Raw genomic sequence first — 18,449 nt, forward strand, 5'->3', positions numbered from 1 at the left:
CCTGTTGTTATTGGCTATCTATCAACAACGATCTGTTACCGACTATCTATTATCAACTACCTGTTACCCAACGAGCTGTTATCAACTGCTGGTGACCACCAGCCCGATATCACAGCGGGTTGGTGACATGTCCCCCATCGACCGGGATTACCGTTCCGGTCATGAAGCCTCCGGCCTCGCTGGCCAGTAGCAGCAGCGGGCCACTGAGATCCTCCAGTTGCCCCAGTCGCGCCATCGGAACCTGGCGCTGGATGTAACGCTGGCCCTGCTCGGTGGCAAAGAGTTCGTCGTTCATTTCGGTGCGGAAATAGCCCGGAGCCAGGGCATTGACCCGGATTCGGTGTCGGCTCAGCTCTACCGCCAGCGCCTTGGTCAACTGCACCACACCGGCTTTGGCCACCGCGTAGTGGCTAAGATCCCGACCGACCCTCAAGCCCAGGATCGACGCGATGTTGATGATGCTGCCGGGCTGCCCCTTCTCCACCAAACGGCGACTGACTTCCCGGGCCAGGAACCAGGCACTCTTGAGGTTGGTGTCCATCATCCGGTCCCAGTCCGCTTCCGTGGTCTCCAGGAACGGACGAGGGTCGCCAATGCCGGCGTTGTTGATGAGGATCTCCACCGGCCCGAACTGGTTTTCCACGGTAGTCAGGGCAGTCAACACCGAGTCACTGTCGGTCACATCCATCGCCACCGCCAGGGCCTGGCCACCGGCCTGCTCAAGCTCGCTCACCAGTGATTCCAGGCGCTCCAGACGGCGCGCCGCCACCACCACCCGGGCACCGGCCTCGGCCAGTACAGCTGCGAAATGGCGGCCAAGGCCACTGGAGGCACCGGTCACCAGGGCCACCCGGCCCCGCAGGCTAAAGCGTTCGTTTGTCATTGTTGTCTCCTTGTGACGGCATGGGGTTCCAGCAGCTTATCCGAGCCCGGCACAGGGCGCCAATGGCTATCCACAGTGGATTGCTATCGCCTTCACAAGAGCTGATTCACAGACACAAAAAAGCCGGCCCAGGAAATCCGGGGCCGGCTTTTTGTCAGTGCCGTCTAACACTGCACGGGATCAGACATCCAGATTGGTCACCTCAAGGGCATTGGTCTGGATAAAGTCCCGGCGGGGTTCGACGTCGTCGCCCATCAGGGTGGTGAAGATCTGGTCCGCGGCGATGGCGTCCTCGATGGTCACCTTCATCATCCGGCGGGTTTCCGGGTCCATGGTGGTTTCCCACAGCTGCTCCGGGTTCATCTCACCCAGTCCCTTGTAGCGCTGGATGTTGAGGCCTCGCTGGGCTTCCTTCATCAGCCACGCCAGGGCGCCCTCAAAGCTCAGCACCGCCTGTTTGCGCTCGCCCCGCTGGACATAGGCGCCTTCCTCGATCAGGCCATTCAGCGTCTCGCCCATGCGGGCAATGGCGGCGTAGGAAGCTGACTCGAAGAACTCGTGGTTGAATACATGGGCGTGGGGGATGCCATGGATGTAGATCACCACTTTCGGCAGGTAGAGCTGACGCTCCTCGTCCTTTTCCACAGAGAAGGTGTATTTGGTGCCGGTGCGGGTATCCAGGGACAGATCCTCGCCCAGGGAACCGACCCAGGCGGCAACGGTGGCTTCGTCCTTGAGGCTGTCGACGGTCAGGGTCTCGACCTTGAGCATCTCCTGCAGTACCCGCGCCGGGTAGGCCCGGGACAGCCGCTCAATCATCGCCATCACCGCCTGGTAGTCCTTCACCATGGTTTCCAGCGCGGAATCCTTGATCGCCGGCGCTTCGGTGTTCACGAACAGCTGGGCGCCTTCCAGGGCGCTCTGGGTGAGGTACGCTTCCTTGGCCTTCTCATCCTTCAGGTACTGTTCCTGTTTGCCCCGTTTGACCTTGTACAGCGGCGGCATGGCAATGAAGACGTGGCCCCGCTCAATAATTTCCCGCATCTGGCGGAACAGGAAGGTCAACAGCAGGGTCCGGATGTGGGAGCCATCGACGTCCGCATCGGTCATGATGATGATGGAGTGGTAGCGAAGCTTCTCCGGATCGAACTCCTCGCGGCCAATACCGCAGCCCAGAGCAGTGATCAACGTGCCGACCTCGGCGGAGGACAGCATCTTGTCGAAGCGGGCTTTCTCGACGTTGAGGATCTTACCTTTCAGCGGCAGGATCGCCTGGGTGCGACGTTCACGGCCCTGCTTGGCACTGCCACCGGCCGAGTCACCCTCCACAATGAACAGTTCGGACAGGGCCGGGTCTTTCTCCTGGCAGTCCGCCAGCTTCCCGGGCAGGCCGGCAATGTCCAACGCGCCCTTGCGACGGGTCATGTCGCGGGCCTTGCGAGCCGCTTCACGGGCCCGGGCAGCTTCAATCATCTTGTTGACGATCTGCTTGGACTCGTTGGGGTGCTCCTGCAGGAAGTCGGAGAACACCTGGTACATCTCCTGTTCCACCGCGGTTTTCACCTCGGAGGAGACCAGTTTGTCCTTGGTCTGGGACGAGAACTTGGGATCGGGCACCTTGACACTGATGATCGCGGTCAGGCCCTCGCGGGCGTCATCACCGGAGGTGGCTACCTTGGCTTTCTTGCCCAGACCTTCGTGCTCGATGTAGTTGTTCAGGGAGCGGGTGAGGGCAGAGCGGAAGCCTGCCAGGTGGGTACCGCCATCCCGCTGGGGAATGTTGTTGGTGAAGCAGAAGATGTTCTCCTGGAAGGCATCGTTCCACTGCATCGAGACCTCCACAGCAATGCCGTCTTCCCGTTCCTTGTTGAAGTGGAAAACTTCATTGATGGGGGTCTTGTTGGTGTTCAGGTGCTCAACAAAGGCCCTCAATCCACCCTCGTACTCGAACACTTCTTCCTTGCCGCTGCGCTCATCCTGCAGACGGATGCGTACGCCACTGTTGAGGAACGCCAATTCACGCAGCCGCTTGGCGAGGATGTCGTAATGGAATTTGATGTTGGTGAAGGTCTCTTCAGAGGGCACGAACTGGACTTCGGTCCCGCTGCGGTCGGTGTCGCCCACCACCGTCAAGGGGGCGTTGGGCACGCCGTGGGTATAGACCTGCTCATGAACCTTGTTGTTACGGCGGACCGTCAGTTTCAGGGTCGAGGAGAGGGCGTTGACGACCGACACCCCGACGCCGTGCAGACCACCGGACACCTTGTAGGTGTTGTCATCGAACTTACCACCGGCGTGAAGCACCGTCATGATCACTTCCGCCGCAGAAACCCCTTCCTCCTCGTGCAGGTCGGTGGGGATGCCACGGCCATTATCCCGCACGGTGATGGACTCATCCGGATGGATGACCACCCCGATTTCCGAGCAATACCCCGCCAGGGCCTCATCGATGGAGTTGTCCACCAACTCGAACACCATGTGGTGCAGGCCAGTACCGTCATCGGTATCCCCGATGTACATCCCGGGGCGTTTGCGCACCGCATCCAGGCCTTTCAACACTTTGATACTGGAGGAGTTATAACTCTGTTCACTCATTAGACGCTCCTAAAGCGCGGGGCTTATTCTTCCGTCAATCGGCCATGTTCCACGTGGAACATGCGGTATTCCGGCAGGCTGTCCTCCCGCCACAACTCGTCCGGACGGGGTCGTTCAATGGATGTCATGAAAACCTGACACCGAAGTTCGTGCAGCTTGTTGGCCAGCATGGCGCGGTGGCCCAGATCGAGCTCTGCATTGATGTCGTCCAGCAAAAACGTGACCTGCTTGCCGAGGCCAGACAACACCATGCCCTGGGCGATCTTCATCAGGATCACCAGGGTTTTCTGCTGACCACGGGAAAAGGTTTCTGCGACGGGACGTCCCTGATAACGTAACCGTAGATCGGCACGATTGGGCCCATACAGGGTATGGCCCATGCGCCGTTCCTGCTCCCGGTGAGACACCAACACATCGACCAGGGACTGTTTCACGTCCCATCCCGGATAGAAGTCCACTTTCAGGCCGTCCACCCAGGGCGTTTCCACCTCTTCCAACAACGTCTCAAACGCCTGCTGGAAGGCCGTAACCGCTGCCTGTCTCGCTTCCGTTACCTGCTCCGCGAGAACGCCGTACTGGCGGTCCCAGACCCGGAGCAGGTGATCGTCCATTCTACCATCTCTGAGCGCCTGATTCCGCTGTGAGGTCACTCTTTGGCACTGCTGCCAGAGACTCGCAAAGGAAGGTTCCACGTGGAACACTGACCAGTCGAGAAACTGCCGACGTTTGCCGGGGCTACCGCCAACAATCTCGAACACGCCCGGGTCGATAACCGACACCGGCAGCAGACGGGCCAGTGACGACAGGCTTCGTACCGATTCGCCGTTGTGGCGAAGCAGTGTTTCCTTGTCCGCCAGATCCCGGGCAAACCCGACGCGATGGGCAACCTCGGTGCTGACCATGTCCGAGGCATCCGTGGCGCCGTTGTTCAAGGCTCCAAACACGGTAAAGCGTTTCTCGCCGTGGCAGCACACCGCCTGATGGCGGTGAACCCGGAACGAACGCCCCAGCCCGAGATAACCAATGGCCTCCAGGACGCTGCTTTTGCCACTGCCGTTCTCTCCGTGGATAAGATTGAACGCGGGAGAGAAGTCGACGCCGTCACCGGTCAGATTACGGAAATGCTCGGTCTGAAGTCTGATCAGTGCCATTGAGACGAAACTACCTGAATGGAAGGGAAGAGAAAGGGCATCACACCGGGACTCCGGGCCAGCATCGCCGGCGCCTGATCTGACACCAGCGCGTAGACGCTGTTGCCGGGCGTCCCGGGAGCCGCTGAGGAGGTCAGGGTCCGCGAACGACTCATTCAGCCAAAACGAACACCAGGCCCAAAACAGCAGTTTACTAGATGCCATGGTCGCAAATCGAACGTTGCTGACCCTTTCGCCGCTTTTGTCTGTTCCTACCATCAACGATGCCCGGTGTACCTCTGATTGACTCCGGGTCACCTCTGGTCTTCAGAACGGCTCACACTCAATGCAGGGCATTGCAGAGGAAAACTGGCTGCCTTCAAAGAAGGTGCAACGCCGAGAGTGGTTTGTCCTGGTGGCCCCAGTGCGCTTTTTCTTATAGCGGCGGCTATCCATGCGGCCCAGACCAGTCCCGATGAACCGTACCAGCAGCTACCGCGCTCAGACCACTCAGAGCCGATCCGGAGTGAATCCGACTCATCACCGTATGTGAACCAGTTGCCTGGCTTGAACGCATGCCCGCTGTTCCCCCGATGGCCTTCCAGAGAACAGTCGCCGGTCGGCGCACTGTGATCACCAAAGGAGTCTCGAGAGACCTCCGAATCAGTTCGCTAGAACGCGACCTGTTGCGGTAGAGCGACATTCCGCGCCATTGGCGGTTGTCCTTTGGGCGGGCCACTCGTAGGGACCGGAGAACGAACGGTCCTGCGGCGGAAAACGCCCGGCCCCTTCGTTTCCATCCACAAAGCGTGGCCATCGCCGGAAATCCGGGAGTCGTACGGCCGAGACCCGGACCAAACGGCCGCATCGACCCCCACCGAATTGCTTGCTGTGGATAAACCATGGACTGGGGACTGGGGGCAGAGGAAAACCGAACACAGGCAATGTAAAACCACCGTTCATAGTTAACGAGATTCACCGTTAAACGGCGTGTCGCCCACGGACAACCTTTTCCGGACAGCGCTTCATTCATCCACAACCACCCAGATCATCTTCCTGTGGAAAACAAACCACAAACGGTGCGAGCAGAACGACGTCAGTATCCCCAGCGAGCGCTGGCAGCCCGGTAAGGTTATGCACAAGATGTTCAGGATCACAGAGCGACCCGGATCTGTCTGAACGGAACGTCCAGGCCCCCTCACGATCGGAACGGAACTCGCCCCACTGGCGGATTTGCCCGGTTTAGCCTGGATTCGAATAAGGGCAGTGACGCGAACGGTTGGCGAACACGGCGGAAAAGATATCCACAGTTATACCAGGAAAACCGGTCGGGCTACCTGGCACCGGAAAAACGCGGGTATGAACCGACAATCACCGGCCCGATAACTGCGGGCAGCTCAGGAAAAACCGTCAAGAAAACTATCCACAGCCAGCCAAACCGATCCGGCTCGACCTTGTTCTGTTGATAACCGGAAAACCGTACCGAGACGACTGTTCGGGCCAGAGCATACCCGCGCCGGAGTTTATGCTGTGGATATGCACAGTCCTTGTGGATAGACCCGGGGCTGATGATTTTATGACCCAAAATGCTCCTGAAGAGCGCCATCGACAGGTTCACTCTCCCGCAAGGAGCGGGAACACTGAACTTTCCAAACACACCGTCTGTAGGGCTGAGCTGCGGACAAACCACGGTCTGTGGACAACTGGGGCTTTTTGACGATTGAAAGACAGGACTACACACAAGCTATCCACAGAACACAAGGAATAACTGTGGTTACGCTGCAAAACGTTATGCACAGTGTCCGCAAAGCCAAAGCAGATGATCTGCGAATCGACGGTTTGTGGATAAACTTGCTGGGGGCGGAAGTCAGAGACGGATGGTGAACAGAATGTGCCAACACCGGCGGACAGCCGGCGGTTGGCAACACCCCTTAAGCGATCAGTGGAGCAGGGTGAGGCGATCGTCCATGAACACATCCATTTCCGGCGCCAGGATATGGACATAGCGATCAAAGTAGAGGAACTGCTTCAGCAGCAGGGCAAACTCGCGGGGAAAGTGCAGGCCGTGGCCTTCGCCGATCTTGACCATGTCCATCAGGATACTGTTGACGTCGTCTTCAGCCTGATCGGGCTGATAGCTATCCATGTCCGGAACCATCCGGTCCATCTGCTGATACAGTCGCCGCAGGTCGTCGGCAAGATCCGCCGCAACCACCGTCTGCCGGGTCACTCCGATACGGATCATGGCGTCGGCCACGCCTTCAAAGTTGCCCACCATCACCGCGGAAATAAAGTCCGAGACCGCTTGCCAGGTATCGGGCCGAATGCGGCCAACGATGCCGAAATCGATAAACCCGACACGGCCATCGGTCAGCACCATCAGGTTACCGGCGTGTACATCGGCGTGGAAGAACTCGCACTGGGTGAGGCTGGCAAACCAGGTATTCATCGCGGTTATCAGGGTGCGTTCAGGATCACGGGCGTAACCGCGAATACTCTCCAGATCCGTCAATGGCACTCCGTGGAAGCGTTCCATGGTGAGTATCCGCCGGGTACTGGCGTGTTGGTAGACACGGGGAACCGTCGCATCCTCATTATGAGTATTGTGAAGGAAATCCCGGAATACCTGGAGGTTGTTGGCTTCCTTGATGAAGTCACACTCCTCCATCATGGTGCGCTGAATTTCTTCCACAATGCCGGACATCGAGGTCCAGGACAGCTTTGGCGCCAGGGTCTCGAGAATCCGCGCGGACACGTAAAGAAAGTTCAGGTCGGTCAGCAGGATGTTTTCCACACCCGGCTTCTGCACCTTGATCACCACCTCTTCTCCACTCACCAGCCTGGCCGCATGCACCTGGGCGATCGACGCCGATGCCAGAGCTTCGGGCTCGATTTGGGCAAACACCTGATCAATCGGCCGATCCAGCTCGGCGGCAATAATCCGGCGAATGGTGGCAAACGGCAGGCTTGGGGTCCGGTCCAGACAGTACTGGAATTCCTCCACGTAGGCCTTGGGGAAAAAGGTGGGGGAACTGGCGATGAACTGGCCCAGTTTGATGTAGGTCGCGCCGAGGGATTCAAACGTCTGGCGCAGCAGACGTGGCGCCGGGGGACGATCCCCCAGCGCCCAGTTGACACCGGTGCGACCCAATACACTCAGGGTCTGGCCGATTCGAAACGCGCCTTTCAGGCCATTGGTCACTGCGGTCATGATGGATATCCTTGCTGCCATGATGTCTCTGTGACGCTCTCTGTCTCAGGGCCTGACACGCCCGGCTCGATTACAGCCGCATGGGCATGACCACGTACAGGCAACGGTTGTCGTTCTGTGCCTCCAGCAGGGCACTGCTGTTTGGGTTGGCCAGGGTAATCTTGACCTGGTCTTCGTCCAGCGCATTCAGGACGTCGACCAGATAGCCTACATTAAAACCAATCTGCAGGGATTCGCCCTGATACTCCACCGGCAGCGCGTCTTCGGCCTGTTCCTGATCCGGGTTGTTGGCAAACACCTGAAGCTGGTTGGGCGCCAGGTTCAGACGCACACCGCGGATGTTTTCGTGGGACAAAATGCCCGCCCGCTGCAGGGTATTTTTCAATGTCGCCCGGTCTGCCAGTACGACCTTGTCACCGCCGCGCGGGATCACCCGGTTGTAGTCCGGGAACTTGCCCTCGATCAGTTTCGAGGTAAAGGTGTAGGCGCCGATGGTGGCCCGCAGATGGTTGTCGCCAATCACCAGGGTCACCGGCGTTTCCAGATCGTCCACCAGCCGTGCCAGTTCCAGCACCCCCTTGCGGGGAACAATAACCTGGCGCAGATCGGGACAGCCTGTGGACAGTTCCAGGTGAGCCATCGCCAGACGGTGGCCGTCGGTGGCGACCGTGCGAACGTGGGAGGCGTCTACTTCCAGCAACAGGCCATTGAGATAGTAACGCACATCCTGCTGCGCCATCGCGAACGCGGTCGCATCCAGCATCCGTCCCAGTTCCTTTTGCGGCAACTCGAGCCGGAAACTCTCGTCCTCGTCTTCCACGTTGGGGAAATGCTCCGCCGGCAGGGTGGAGAGGGTAAAGTGGCTGGCTCCGCAGTGCAGGTGCAGGCGATCACCCTCCAGCGACAGTTCGATCGGCGACTCGTCGCCCAGGGCGCGGCAGATATCCGCCAACTTGCGGGCGGGTACGGTAATCCGACCCGGCTGGTCGACGTGTACCGGGGTGACCCGGCCGACCAGTTCCACTTCCATATTGGTGCCGGTCAGGGTGAGGGTATTGCCCTCGGCGTCCAACAGCACGTTGGACAACACCGGCATGGTCTGTTTCCGTTCCACCACCCCGGCGATGGATTGCAACGGGGTAAGCAGGGACTCGCGGCTGATTGTCAGTCTCATGGCTGGCACTCGGTCTACTGGTTCGATGGGTCTGTGAATAATCGTTCTGTTTACGGCTTGCCTGGCGTCGGCCGGTCCCGGCGCCGGTCCCTCAGGTGGTCAGCAGCCGCATGAAGTTCTGGTAGTCTTCGCGGATATTGGGATCGGATTCCTGCAATTCCACGATTTTCTTGCAGGCGTGCAGAACCGTGGTGTGGTCCCGTCCGCCAAACGCCTCGCCAATTTCCGGCAGGCTGTGATTGGTCAGTTCCTTGGCCAGCGACATCGCCACCTGACGGGGACGCGTCACGGTGCGGGTGCGCCGTTTCGACAGCAAGTCTGCCACCTTGATCTTGTAATACTCTGCTACGGTGCGCTGGATATTGTCGATGCTGACCTGCTTTTCATGCAGCGCCAACAGATCCTTCAGGCTCTCGCGGATGAACGGCGGCGTGATTTCCGACCCGGTAAAGTGGGCGTTGGCAATCACCAGTCGCAGCGCCCCTTCCAGTTCCCGCACGTTGGAGCGGATTTTCTGGGCAATAAAGAAGGCCGCTTCGCTGCTCAGACGAACATTGGCCTGTTCCGCCTTTTTCATCAGGATCGCCACCCGGGTTTCCAGCTCCGGCGGTTCCACCATTACCGTCAGGCCCCAGCCAAACCGGGACTTGAGCCGCTCTTCCATATCGACGATTTCCTTGGGAAAGCGGTCGCAGGTCACAATCACCTGCTGGCCGCCTTCGAGCAAGGCGTTGAAGGTATGGAAAAACTCTTCCTGGGACCGCTCCTTACGGGCAAAGAACTGGATGTCATCAATCAGCAGCGCGTCCACCGAGCGATAATAGCGTTTAAACTCATTGATCGCATTGAGCTGCAGCGCCTTGACCATATCCGCCACGAACCGTTCCGAGCGCAGGTACGCCACCTTGGCGCCCGGATTACGGCGAACAATCTCGTTGCCGATGGCGTGCATCAAGTGGGTCTTACCCAAGCCCACGCCGCCATAGAGGAACAGCGGGTTATAGGCACCACCGGGGTTCTCTGCCACCTGCATCGAGGCCGCCCGTGCCAGTTGGTTGGACTTACCTTCGACAAAGGTTTCGAAGGTAAAGCCTTCATTAAGGAAGCTCTGATGCTTGATGTCCCCTTCCACCTGCACCGGCCGCCGTTCGCTGTCATTCCTGGTTCGGGCAGCGGTGGTCTGGGCCAGCGACTGGGTCTTCGGCTCCACCACCGTGGCAGCCACACCGGCTTCCTCTTCGGTGACACTGCCGGCTTCCTCATCACTGACTGGCGTCGGCGTCTGCACCGCCGCCGGCTGGGATCGCGCCACCGGCTCACTGGCCTTGGGCGCCGAGCCCACTTTCATATGAACCCGCGGGGCCTGACCACCCTCCAGATCCTTGAGTACTTCCTCTATACGGCGGAGGTACTTTTCATTCACCCAGTCCATCACGAACCGGTTCGGGGCAAACAGCATCAGCTGCCCGTCGCGCTGATCCGACTGCAGCGGTCTCAGCCAGGTATTGAACTGCTGCGCGGGAAACTCATCCCGGAGTACTTCTAGACATTGATGCCAAATGGTCTGCGGCACGTCGCCCGCCTCCGATGCTTATAAACGCCAGCGAGAACACCTCTGGTCACCGCCAGAAACGTCGTCGTGGAAAAGGTAATCCCGGATTCTACCCTGCCAAACACCGCCAGGAAAAGGGCACCAGGGCGGTCATTCACAGCCTGTGGAAATCTATAATGATGTTTTTCAGCTTGTTGCAGACTTACCGACAGCGTTGTGTACAGATAATCCGCTACAGAAAAGTTATTCACAGGACCCTGTTGGCACCCGGGGTCAAACCCTGTGTCCAGACGTTGGACCCATCATGGCATAACTCGTCCAATTGCCCTGGTCACGTTTTATCCCCAATCCCCCCGACGGTTACCCACAGCCCTCAGAGGCACTAGTCAACCCGGTTGTCATCGTTGCAGTTTTTTGATTTAAATGGCGTTTTTACAGGTATCCACAGAATACCTGTTGCCCTATAACAGTAATAAATATCTTTAAAGAGAATAAAAAAAGACCTATTGGTTTAATTAACTGATCCTGTCACCAGCCATCGATCCCATCCCCACTGACCCGAAATTGCTGCGAACAATGTCCTGCCCTGAGCAAGCATTTCCTCACACCACACGTCATGTCACTTTTGATGACATATTAGATGATGACGGGGCCATACGATCGCTGACCTCCACCACCGGTGTTGCAGCAAACGTCCGGTCCATTGCCAATCAGGCTGACCACGGTTCCTGGCCCTGATCAAAACTTCGGCAATCCGTAACTTTCACCGCACCATCAGGCCATTGAATTAGACTTGCACTTGCCCTAGAATGCCGCTCCTGTTTTGGCTGTTCATTTTGCAGCCAGCAACTGAACATCCAACTTCTGTAACGTGAGAGCATTCCCATGAAAAGAACGTTTCAACCGAGCGTCCTGAAGCGTAAGCGTGTTCACGGTTTCCGTGCCCGCATGGCTACTGCCAACGGCCGCAAGATTCTGGCTCGTCGCCGTGCCAAGGGTCGCGCTCGTCTGTCCGCCTGATCGGACAGTCTGCAGCTGCAATGAATTCCCTGTCGTTTCCCAAGAACGCCCGTTTACTGCGTCCGGGGGACTACGGCAGGGTATTCGATAACGTCCAGATCAAGGTTCCGCACCGCCATTTTCTGGTTCTGGCATCGGCTAATGAGCTTGGTCGACCCCGTCTTGGGCTGATTTTCGCCAAGAAGAACCTGAAACACGCGGTCCAGCGAAACCGGGTCAAGCGACTGGTGCGCGAAAGCTTTCGTCAGCACCCTGACCTGCCTGCCGTTGACATCATTGTGTTGGGCCGACAGGGCCTGGCCGGCATTGAAAACGCCAAACTGCACGACATACTGGACGAACTCTGGCAACGGTTACGGCGCAAAAGCCTGGCCAGCAACCAGCCAGCACCACCGGTCAACGCCCAAACCCGCAATTCCGGGACGGCTTAGGGAACGGGTCCATGCGCAAACTGCTGCTCCTGCCCATTCGTTGCTACCAGTACGCAATCAGTCCCATGATGGCGAGTCATTGCCGTCACTATCCGACCTGTTCCAACTACGCCATCGAAGCCATCGAACGCCATGGTGCGGTTCGCGGCTCATATCTGGCGGGTCGACGATTACTGCGTTGTCACCCCTGGTCACCCGGCGGCTACGACCCGGTACCACCGTCAACGCCCACACCGCCCTCTCCGGAAGGCAGTTCCATCCGCTCTGTTAACGCCAACCAGACGACACAGTAGGTTTATGGACATCAAACGCATTGCTCTTTACGCCGGCCTGGCGATTGTCAGTTACCTGATGGTACTGGCCTGGAATGAGGACTATCACCAGCCCCCAACGGCCCAGGTAACCAGTGAGTCCAGCGCGCCAACCCTGGCTTCTGCCGACGGCAGCGAACCTGTAGCGACAGGCGATACAGCGGATGAGGAATTCACCACACCGGAAAGTACCACCACCGGTCTGGCGAACGACGCCAATGCCAGCCAAGTGTCTGATCAGCTGATTACCGTCACCACCGATGTCATGACGCTGACCATTGACCGGGTCGGCGGCAATCTGGTGGAAGCCGAGCTGCTCCACTACGAAGACGATCTTAATAGCGGTAACCCACTGAAGTTATTGCAAAATAATGACCAGCGCACCTACATGCTGGAAAGTGGTCTGATTGGTCGGAACGGCTTTGACAGCCGGCGTAATGGCGATACTCCGGTGTACGCCAGCGAGCTGAGCCACTACCAGCTCGGCGACGATCAGGATCAGCTGACCGTCGATCTGGTGTTCACAGCCGACAGCGGGGTGGAAGTCACCAAGCGGTACGCCCTGACCCGGGACAGCTACCAGGTTGACGTTCGCTATCTGGTGAACAACCAGTCCGACGCCACCTGGCAGGGCAACTTTTCCGGCAAAATTGTCCGTGATCGCAGTCCTGACCCCACTGCCCAGAACAGCATGGGCATCCGGGCCTTCCTGGGCATGGTGATGAGTTCTTCCGAGGACCCATACGACAAGCACGATTTTGACGATCTGCGGGAAAACCCCATCAACCAGACGGTTCATAACGGCTGGCTGGCGTTCCTGCAACACTATTTCCTCACCGCCTGGGTGCCGACCCAGGAACAGGCCAACCAGTTCCAGACCACCATGCGCGGTGACCTGGTGGTGATGGGCTTTGTCAGTCCGGCCACCGTGGTTGAGCCTGGCGACAGTGCCGAGATCGGCGCTACCGCCTACGTCGGTCCGAAGATCATTGATCGCCTGGAACAGGTTGCACCGAACCTGGATCGCACCGTCGATTTCGGCTTCCTGTTCTTCATCGCACTGCCACTGTTCTACATCCTGGAATGGTTCCACAGCCTGGTCGGCAACTGGGGTATGGCCATCATTCTGCTGACGGTGCTGGTCAAGGGGGTATTCTTCAAACTCTCCGCCACCAGTTACCGGTCGATGGCACGGATGCGGGCGGTAGCGCCACAACTGACCCGTCTGCGGGAACTGTACGGCGAAGACCGCCAGCGCATGTCCCAGGAAATGATGGCGCTGTACAAGAAAGAGAAGATCAATCCACTGGGCGGCTGTCTGCCGATCCTGGTGCAGATGCCGGTCTTCATCGCGCTGTACTGGGTCCTGTTCGAGAGTGTTCAGCTGCGGCATGCGCCGTTCATGCTGTGGATACACGATCTGTCGGTGATGGACCCCTATTTCATCCTGCCGATCCTGATGGGCGCCAGCATGTTCCTGCAGATGAGTCTCAACCCGTCACCGCCGGACCCGATGCAGGCCAAGATCATGAAACTGATGCCACTGGTCTTCACCATCTTCTTCCTGTGGTTCCCGGCGGGTCTGGTACTGTACTGGCTGGTGAACAACGTGCTGTCGATCAGCCAGCAGTGGTACATTACCCGCAAGATCGAAGCCGAATCCGCGGGCAAGAAACACTGACGGCAGCCTTCATCGCCGTTAGTTATCCACAGGGGCCCCTTTTCAGGGGCCTTTGTGCGTTCTGTCCACAGCCAGGAGCTGTCGATGACCACCGACACCATTGCCGCTATTGCCACTGCTCCGGGTCAGGCCGGCGTGGGCATCGTCCGGGTTTCCGGGCCAGCGGCCAAAACCATTGCTACCCGCCTGCTGGGTTTTGAACCTCGGCCCCGCTTCGCCCACTACGGCCCGTTCTGCCAGGCCGACGGGGCGGTGATCGATGAGGGCATCGGGCTGTTTTTCCCCAACCCGAACTCCTTTACCGGCGAGGATGTGTTTGAACTCCAGGGCCACGGGGGTACCGTCATCCTAGACCTGCTGTTGCGGGAAGTGTGCAGCCTCGGGGCCCGTCTGGCCCGCCCCGGAGAGTTTTCCGAACGCGCCTTTCTCAACGACAAGCTCGATCTGACCCAGGCGGAGGCCATTGCCGATCTGATTGAGAGCAGCTCCGAGCAGGCGGCCCGCTGCGCCGTGCGCTCGTTACAGGGGGAGTTTTCCCGCCGCATCGACACCCTGGTGGAGGCGCTCACCCACTTACGCATTTACGTCGAGGCCGCCATCGATTTTCCCGAGGAGGAGATCGACTTTCTTGCCGATGGCAAGGTGGCCATCGATCTGGCCGCCATCATGGCGGATCTGGATACCATCCTGGCGGAGGCCCAGCAGGGCAGTATCCTCCGGGACGGCATGAAGGTGGTGATCGCCGGTCGCCCCAACGCCGGCAAATCCAGCCTGCTCAATGCCCTGGCGGGGCGGGAAGCGGCCATCGTGACCGCCATTGAAGGCACCACCCGGGACGTGCTCCGGGAACATATCCACATCGATGGCATGCCCCTGCACATCATCGACACCGCCGGCCTGCGGGACAGTCCGGACGAAGTGGAACGGATCGGTATCGCCCGCGCCTGGGACGAAATTCGCCAGGCCGATCGCATCCTGCTGATGGTGGACGCCACCACCACGGCCGACACCGAGCCCCACGCCATCTGGCCTGACTTTATCGACCTGCTGCCGGCGTCGGCGCCAGTCACGGTGATCCGCAACAAGGTGGACCTGTCCGGTGAAGCGGTGGGCGTAGTGGAAAACGCCAGTGCACCGGTGATTCGGCTGGCGGCCAAATCCGCCAGTGGCCTGGAGGTGCTGCGGGATCACCTCAAGCAGTGCATGGGCTTTGCCGCCACTACCGAGGGCGGTTTCCTGGCCCGGCGGCGCCATCTCGATGCCCTCGACCGCGCCCGCCAGTCACTGCTCGAAGGTCAGCAGCAGCTCGACGGCTACGGTGCCGGCGAGCTGCTGGCGGAAGATCTGCGCGCCGCCCAGGATGCCCTGGGGGAAATCACCGGCACCCTGACCCCGGACGACCTGCTCGGGAAGATTTTTTCCAGTTTCTGTATCGGCAAGTGACGTGGTGAAAAAGGGTTATCCACAACAACCAAAAGTAAACCAATGAACTTTTTCTGCAGCGGCTGAGCGGCTCAACAAGAAAGCTGTCTGGGATAACCACAAAGGCCTTCGGTCAGCACTGGATGAGGTGTTCAATATCGAGGTTACGAAAGTATCGCTTGATAGGTGCGCTGTTGTTGGCACAAAGCATTGAAAGGCACCTAACTGGAACTGCAGCAACGTTTGAAATCAAAGGCAGGCGCCACGCAGTGGCTGGAAGCTGAAAGGCTCCTGAATTCAAGCTTGAATGCACGTCCCGAAAACGCGAGAAAAGCCACAAGGCGATGGGATCAGCTTGCCGGTTCCGATCAGTATGCAACAGTTACGCTGTTCTTCAGGCTTTCTTTAGCGGCAGGACATCAGGCTTTACACGTTTCACATTTTTCGCTTCCTGCTCATAGGCACGATGGCGAACATCCCATAACTCAACGGAGTGCTGGATATTCAACCAGAACTCAGGTGTGTTCCCCAGCGCAGCTGCGAGTTTAATCGCCATGGGAGCGGTTAATGTCCCTTTGTCATGCGCAATCCGACTGAGTGTATTTCTGTGCACGCCCATTGCCCTGGCAAGTTCACTGATTTCTATGTTCATCGGCTCCAGAAACTCGGTTACCAGCATTTCGCCTACCGTCACTGGACGACGTTTTGTATTCCTCATTACCATAACCTCCTCTAGCCCTTGTAAACATGCGGGTCTAGATACGTATCCTGGGCGGTGCCATCTTCCCAGCGAAAAATCAGGCGATACTGCTTGTTAACCCGGATCGAACACCAGCCAGAAAGGTTTCCCTGCAAATGTTCAAAACGGTTACCCGGTGGAATCCTCAAGTCTGACTCTTGCGTCGCGGCATCCAGAATCTGAACCTTTCTGAATAGTGCGCCTTCAATAGTGCTGGGTATCTTCTTGTGGCTTTGGTCTTCGTCGTAAAAAGCCTCCAGCCATGCATCCCTGAATTCAACCGCCATAGTAGCCTGGTTACTTTCTGTCCATTTTATGCACAGCGATGTTGTGCGTCAATGCTGTTTAAATGAGAACGAATACGTTTAGAAAGCGATGTTACTATAGTCCGTGTTGGTAGAAGGAGCTATGAAACGGTTCCAATGCTCTGATTTTATGCAGGTTGAGGCATATACAAGGCTCCCACTTACCCCAGTTTGGAATTGGGTGAGCTGGAGCCGATTCTTAAAAATTGCCAACATAGACACATTTTTCGTGCTCCACAGGTGCTCTGAGAAAATCTTAATTTATTGTTTTTTAAATATATTAATACACTATGGTTCGGCAAGTAGTTGCCTGCAACCACAGGGCACGCCGACCCATTGCCAAGGAGAGTACGCACAGATGAACCCTAGCCGCGATGTTGCTAACAGCTTTTCCACAGGTTTACTCGGACTGGTGCTGCTGGTCCTGGTGTCCGGGTGCTCCAGCCTGTACTACGACACCATGGAGAAATTCGGGATTGAGAAGCGGGAAATCCTGGTGGACCGGGTGGAGGAAGCGCGGGAAAGTCAGGATGAGGCCCGCACCACCTTCCGTTCCTCGCTGGCGCGGTTCCAGCACGTGGTGGAGACCCCGGACACCGACCTCAAGGCCCGGTACGAGGAGCTGCGGGATGCCTTCGAGGACAGCCAGAGCGTGGCGGAAGATGTCCGCGCCCGCATCGACTCGGTGGAGGACGTGTCTGAAGCCCTGTTTGAGGAGTGGCAGGAGGAACTGGGTCGTTACCAGAACGCCAACCTGCGGCGGGCCAGCGAGCAGCAGCTGCGGGACACCCGCCGCCAGTACGCCACGCTGATCCGCCGCATGCACCAGGCTGAGGCACGGATGGCGCCGGTACTGGAGGCGTTTGAGGACCAGGTGCTGTTTCTCAAGCACAACCTCAACGCCCAGGCCATCGGCGCGCTGGAGAACGAACTGGGGCGCATCCGCGCCGATGTCGATCAGTTGATCCGCGACATGGAACAGGCCATGGCCGAATCCGACGACTTCGTCCGCAGCCTGCGCCAGCCCTGAATTAGCCCACCTGACGTGAGGGCGAGTGAGGCCGGGCGGTAATCCCATGGGGCTGGTCGCGATTGCCGAGGAAACCGGGGCGCGGCCGGTTGCCGCAGAAGGGCTGGACCAGCTGGTTGTGGATACTGTTATACACGAAGAACAGGTTGCTCCGGGGCCAGGGTGACATGTTGGCGTTGGAGCCGTGGAGGGTGTTGCACTCGAATACGATCAGCGACCCGGCCCGGCCGGTTGGCGCCTGAATGCCGTGGTGATCGATCAGCCGGTCCAGTTCGGCGTCGGCGGGTACGCCGATCTTCTGCTGCTTCAGGGATGATCGGTAGTTGTCCTCCGGGGTGCGGCCGACACAGGGAACAAAGGTTCGGTGCGAGCCCGGCACCAGCATCAGTGGCCCATTGAACGGGGTGTTGTCGGTGAGGGCGATGGAGAAACTCACCGCCCGCATCCGTGGCATCCCGTCCTCGGCGTGCCAGGTCTCAAAATCCGAATGCCAGTCGAACCCCCGACCGTGGAACCCCGGCTTGTAATTGATGCGCGACTGGTGGATGTAGACGTCACTGCCCAGCAGCTGATGCACCATGTCCAGCAGCCGTGGGTCGCGGGTCAGGCGGTCAAAGCGTTCGGACATTTCGTGAATGCCGAAAATGGAGCGGATTTCCTGCTTGCCGGGCTCGGTGATCGTGCCCTCCGCCTGAAGCACGCTGTCATCCTGCTCATAGCCCTGCAGATCGGCACGAAACCGGCGCACTGTGTCGTCATCGAGAAAGTCGTTGAACACCAGAAAGCCGTCGCGCTGGTAGCGGGCCAGCTCGGTGTCACTCAGTGGACCGTTCGCCCGCTCGGCGCAATCGCTGTGGATAACCGGGTCCCGGCGTTCGAAACTGGCGTGGGGACGCTCAAGGCGGGTGGGGTAAAAGTCGTCAGATCGAATGTCCATTATCGAACCTCCTGCTTTTGGTCACCGC

Annotated in this window: 15 protein-coding genes; 6 read left to right on the plus strand and 9 right to left on the minus strand. The window is 58.5% G+C overall.

Features of this window, described 5'->3' with window-relative positions:
- Positions 1–109: 109 nt before the first annotated feature.
- From MLD24_RS15275 to dnaA, 6 genes are all read right to left on the minus strand, one after another.
- Complete coding sequence (locus MLD24_RS15275) at positions 110–883, minus strand: SDR family NAD(P)-dependent oxidoreductase (RefSeq protein ID WP_248167688.1); 774 nt, start codon at positions 881–883, stop codon at positions 110–112.
- A 180-nt stretch (positions 884–1,063) separates the two neighbouring features.
- Complete coding sequence (gene gyrB, locus MLD24_RS15280; protein ID WP_248167691.1) at positions 1,064–3,478, minus strand: DNA topoisomerase (ATP-hydrolyzing) subunit B; 2,415 nt, start codon at positions 3,476–3,478, stop codon at positions 1,064–1,066.
- A 23-nt stretch (positions 3,479–3,501) separates the two neighbouring features.
- Positions 3,502–4,629, minus strand: coding sequence for a DNA replication/repair protein RecF (gene recF, locus MLD24_RS15285; RefSeq protein WP_248167695.1), 1,128 nt, complete (start codon positions 4,627–4,629; stop codon positions 3,502–3,504).
- A gap of 1,918 nt (positions 4,630–6,547) precedes the next feature.
- Positions 6,548–7,819, minus strand: a complete 1,272-nt coding sequence (locus tag MLD24_RS15290) for an ABC1 kinase family protein (RefSeq protein WP_248167698.1) — start codon at positions 7,817–7,819, stop codon at positions 6,548–6,550.
- 70 nt (positions 7,820–7,889) lie between these two features.
- Complete coding sequence (gene dnaN, locus MLD24_RS15295; RefSeq protein ID WP_248167700.1) at positions 7,890–8,993, minus strand: DNA polymerase III subunit beta; 1,104 nt, start codon at positions 8,991–8,993, stop codon at positions 7,890–7,892.
- A gap of 91 nt (positions 8,994–9,084) precedes the next feature.
- Positions 9,085–10,566 carry a chromosomal replication initiator protein DnaA gene (dnaA, locus tag MLD24_RS15300; protein ID WP_227173015.1) on the minus strand — a complete coding sequence of 494 codons (1,482 nt, stop codon included), beginning with the start codon at positions 10,564–10,566 and terminating at the stop codon, positions 9,085–9,087.
- Between the two features lie 864 nt (positions 10,567–11,430).
- On the opposite strand from dnaA, the gene rpmH reads away from it, so the two are divergent.
- The 5 genes from rpmH to mnmE all read left to right on the plus strand — a co-directional run bounded on the left by rpmH (position 11,431) and on the right by mnmE (position 15,431).
- Positions 11,431–11,565, plus strand: a complete 135-nt coding sequence (rpmH, locus tag MLD24_RS15305) for a 50S ribosomal protein L34 (RefSeq protein ID WP_227173016.1) — start codon at positions 11,431–11,433, stop codon at positions 11,563–11,565.
- Between the two features lie 20 nt (positions 11,566–11,585).
- Positions 11,586–11,996, plus strand: a complete 411-nt coding sequence (rnpA, locus tag MLD24_RS15310) for a ribonuclease P protein component (RefSeq protein ID WP_248167703.1) — start codon at positions 11,586–11,588, stop codon at positions 11,994–11,996.
- A gap of 11 nt (positions 11,997–12,007) precedes the next feature.
- Positions 12,008–12,289, plus strand: a complete 282-nt coding sequence (gene yidD, locus MLD24_RS15315; protein WP_248167706.1) for a membrane protein insertion efficiency factor YidD — start codon at positions 12,008–12,010, stop codon at positions 12,287–12,289.
- A 4-nt stretch (positions 12,290–12,293) separates the two neighbouring features.
- A complete protein-coding gene (gene yidC, locus MLD24_RS15320; protein ID WP_248167708.1) occupies positions 12,294–13,988 on the plus strand; it encodes a membrane protein insertase YidC in 1,695 nt (564 codons plus the stop codon).
- A gap of 78 nt (positions 13,989–14,066) precedes the next feature.
- The gene (mnmE, locus tag MLD24_RS15325) at positions 14,067–15,431 is read left to right on the plus strand and encodes a tRNA uridine-5-carboxymethylaminomethyl(34) synthesis GTPase MnmE (RefSeq protein WP_248167798.1); all 1,365 of its coding nucleotides are present in this window, start codon (positions 14,067–14,069) and stop codon (positions 15,429–15,431) included.
- A gap of 373 nt (positions 15,432–15,804) precedes the next feature.
- Here the strand turns inward: mnmE and MLD24_RS15330 are convergent, their stop codons facing one another.
- Positions 15,805–16,128: a HigA family addiction module antitoxin gene (locus MLD24_RS15330; protein ID WP_248167711.1), complete on the minus strand. Its 324-nt coding sequence runs from the start codon at positions 16,126–16,128 to the stop codon at positions 15,805–15,807.
- A 14-nt stretch (positions 16,129–16,142) separates the two neighbouring features.
- A complete protein-coding gene (locus MLD24_RS15335; protein ID WP_248167714.1) occupies positions 16,143–16,436 on the minus strand; it encodes a type II toxin-antitoxin system RelE/ParE family toxin in 294 nt (97 codons plus the stop codon).
- Positions 16,437–16,812: 376 nt separating this feature from the next.
- On the opposite strand from MLD24_RS15335, the gene MLD24_RS15340 reads away from it, so the two are divergent.
- Entirely contained in the window at positions 16,813–17,484 is a 672-nt protein-coding gene (locus MLD24_RS15340; RefSeq protein ID WP_248167716.1) for a DUF2959 domain-containing protein, read from the plus strand.
- 1 nt (position 17,485) lies between these two features.
- Here MLD24_RS15340 and thpD read toward each other — a convergent pair whose 3' ends face one another.
- On the minus strand, positions 17,486–18,421 hold the full coding sequence (gene thpD / locus MLD24_RS15345; RefSeq protein ID WP_248167719.1) for an ectoine hydroxylase: 936 nt from the start codon (positions 18,419–18,421) through the stop codon (positions 17,486–17,488).
- Between the last annotated feature and the right edge of the window lie 28 nt (positions 18,422–18,449).

This window comes from Marinobacter xestospongiae (assembly GCF_023156385.1).
Classification (GTDB): domain Bacteria; phylum Pseudomonadota; class Gammaproteobacteria; order Pseudomonadales; family Oleiphilaceae; genus Marinobacter; species Marinobacter xestospongiae.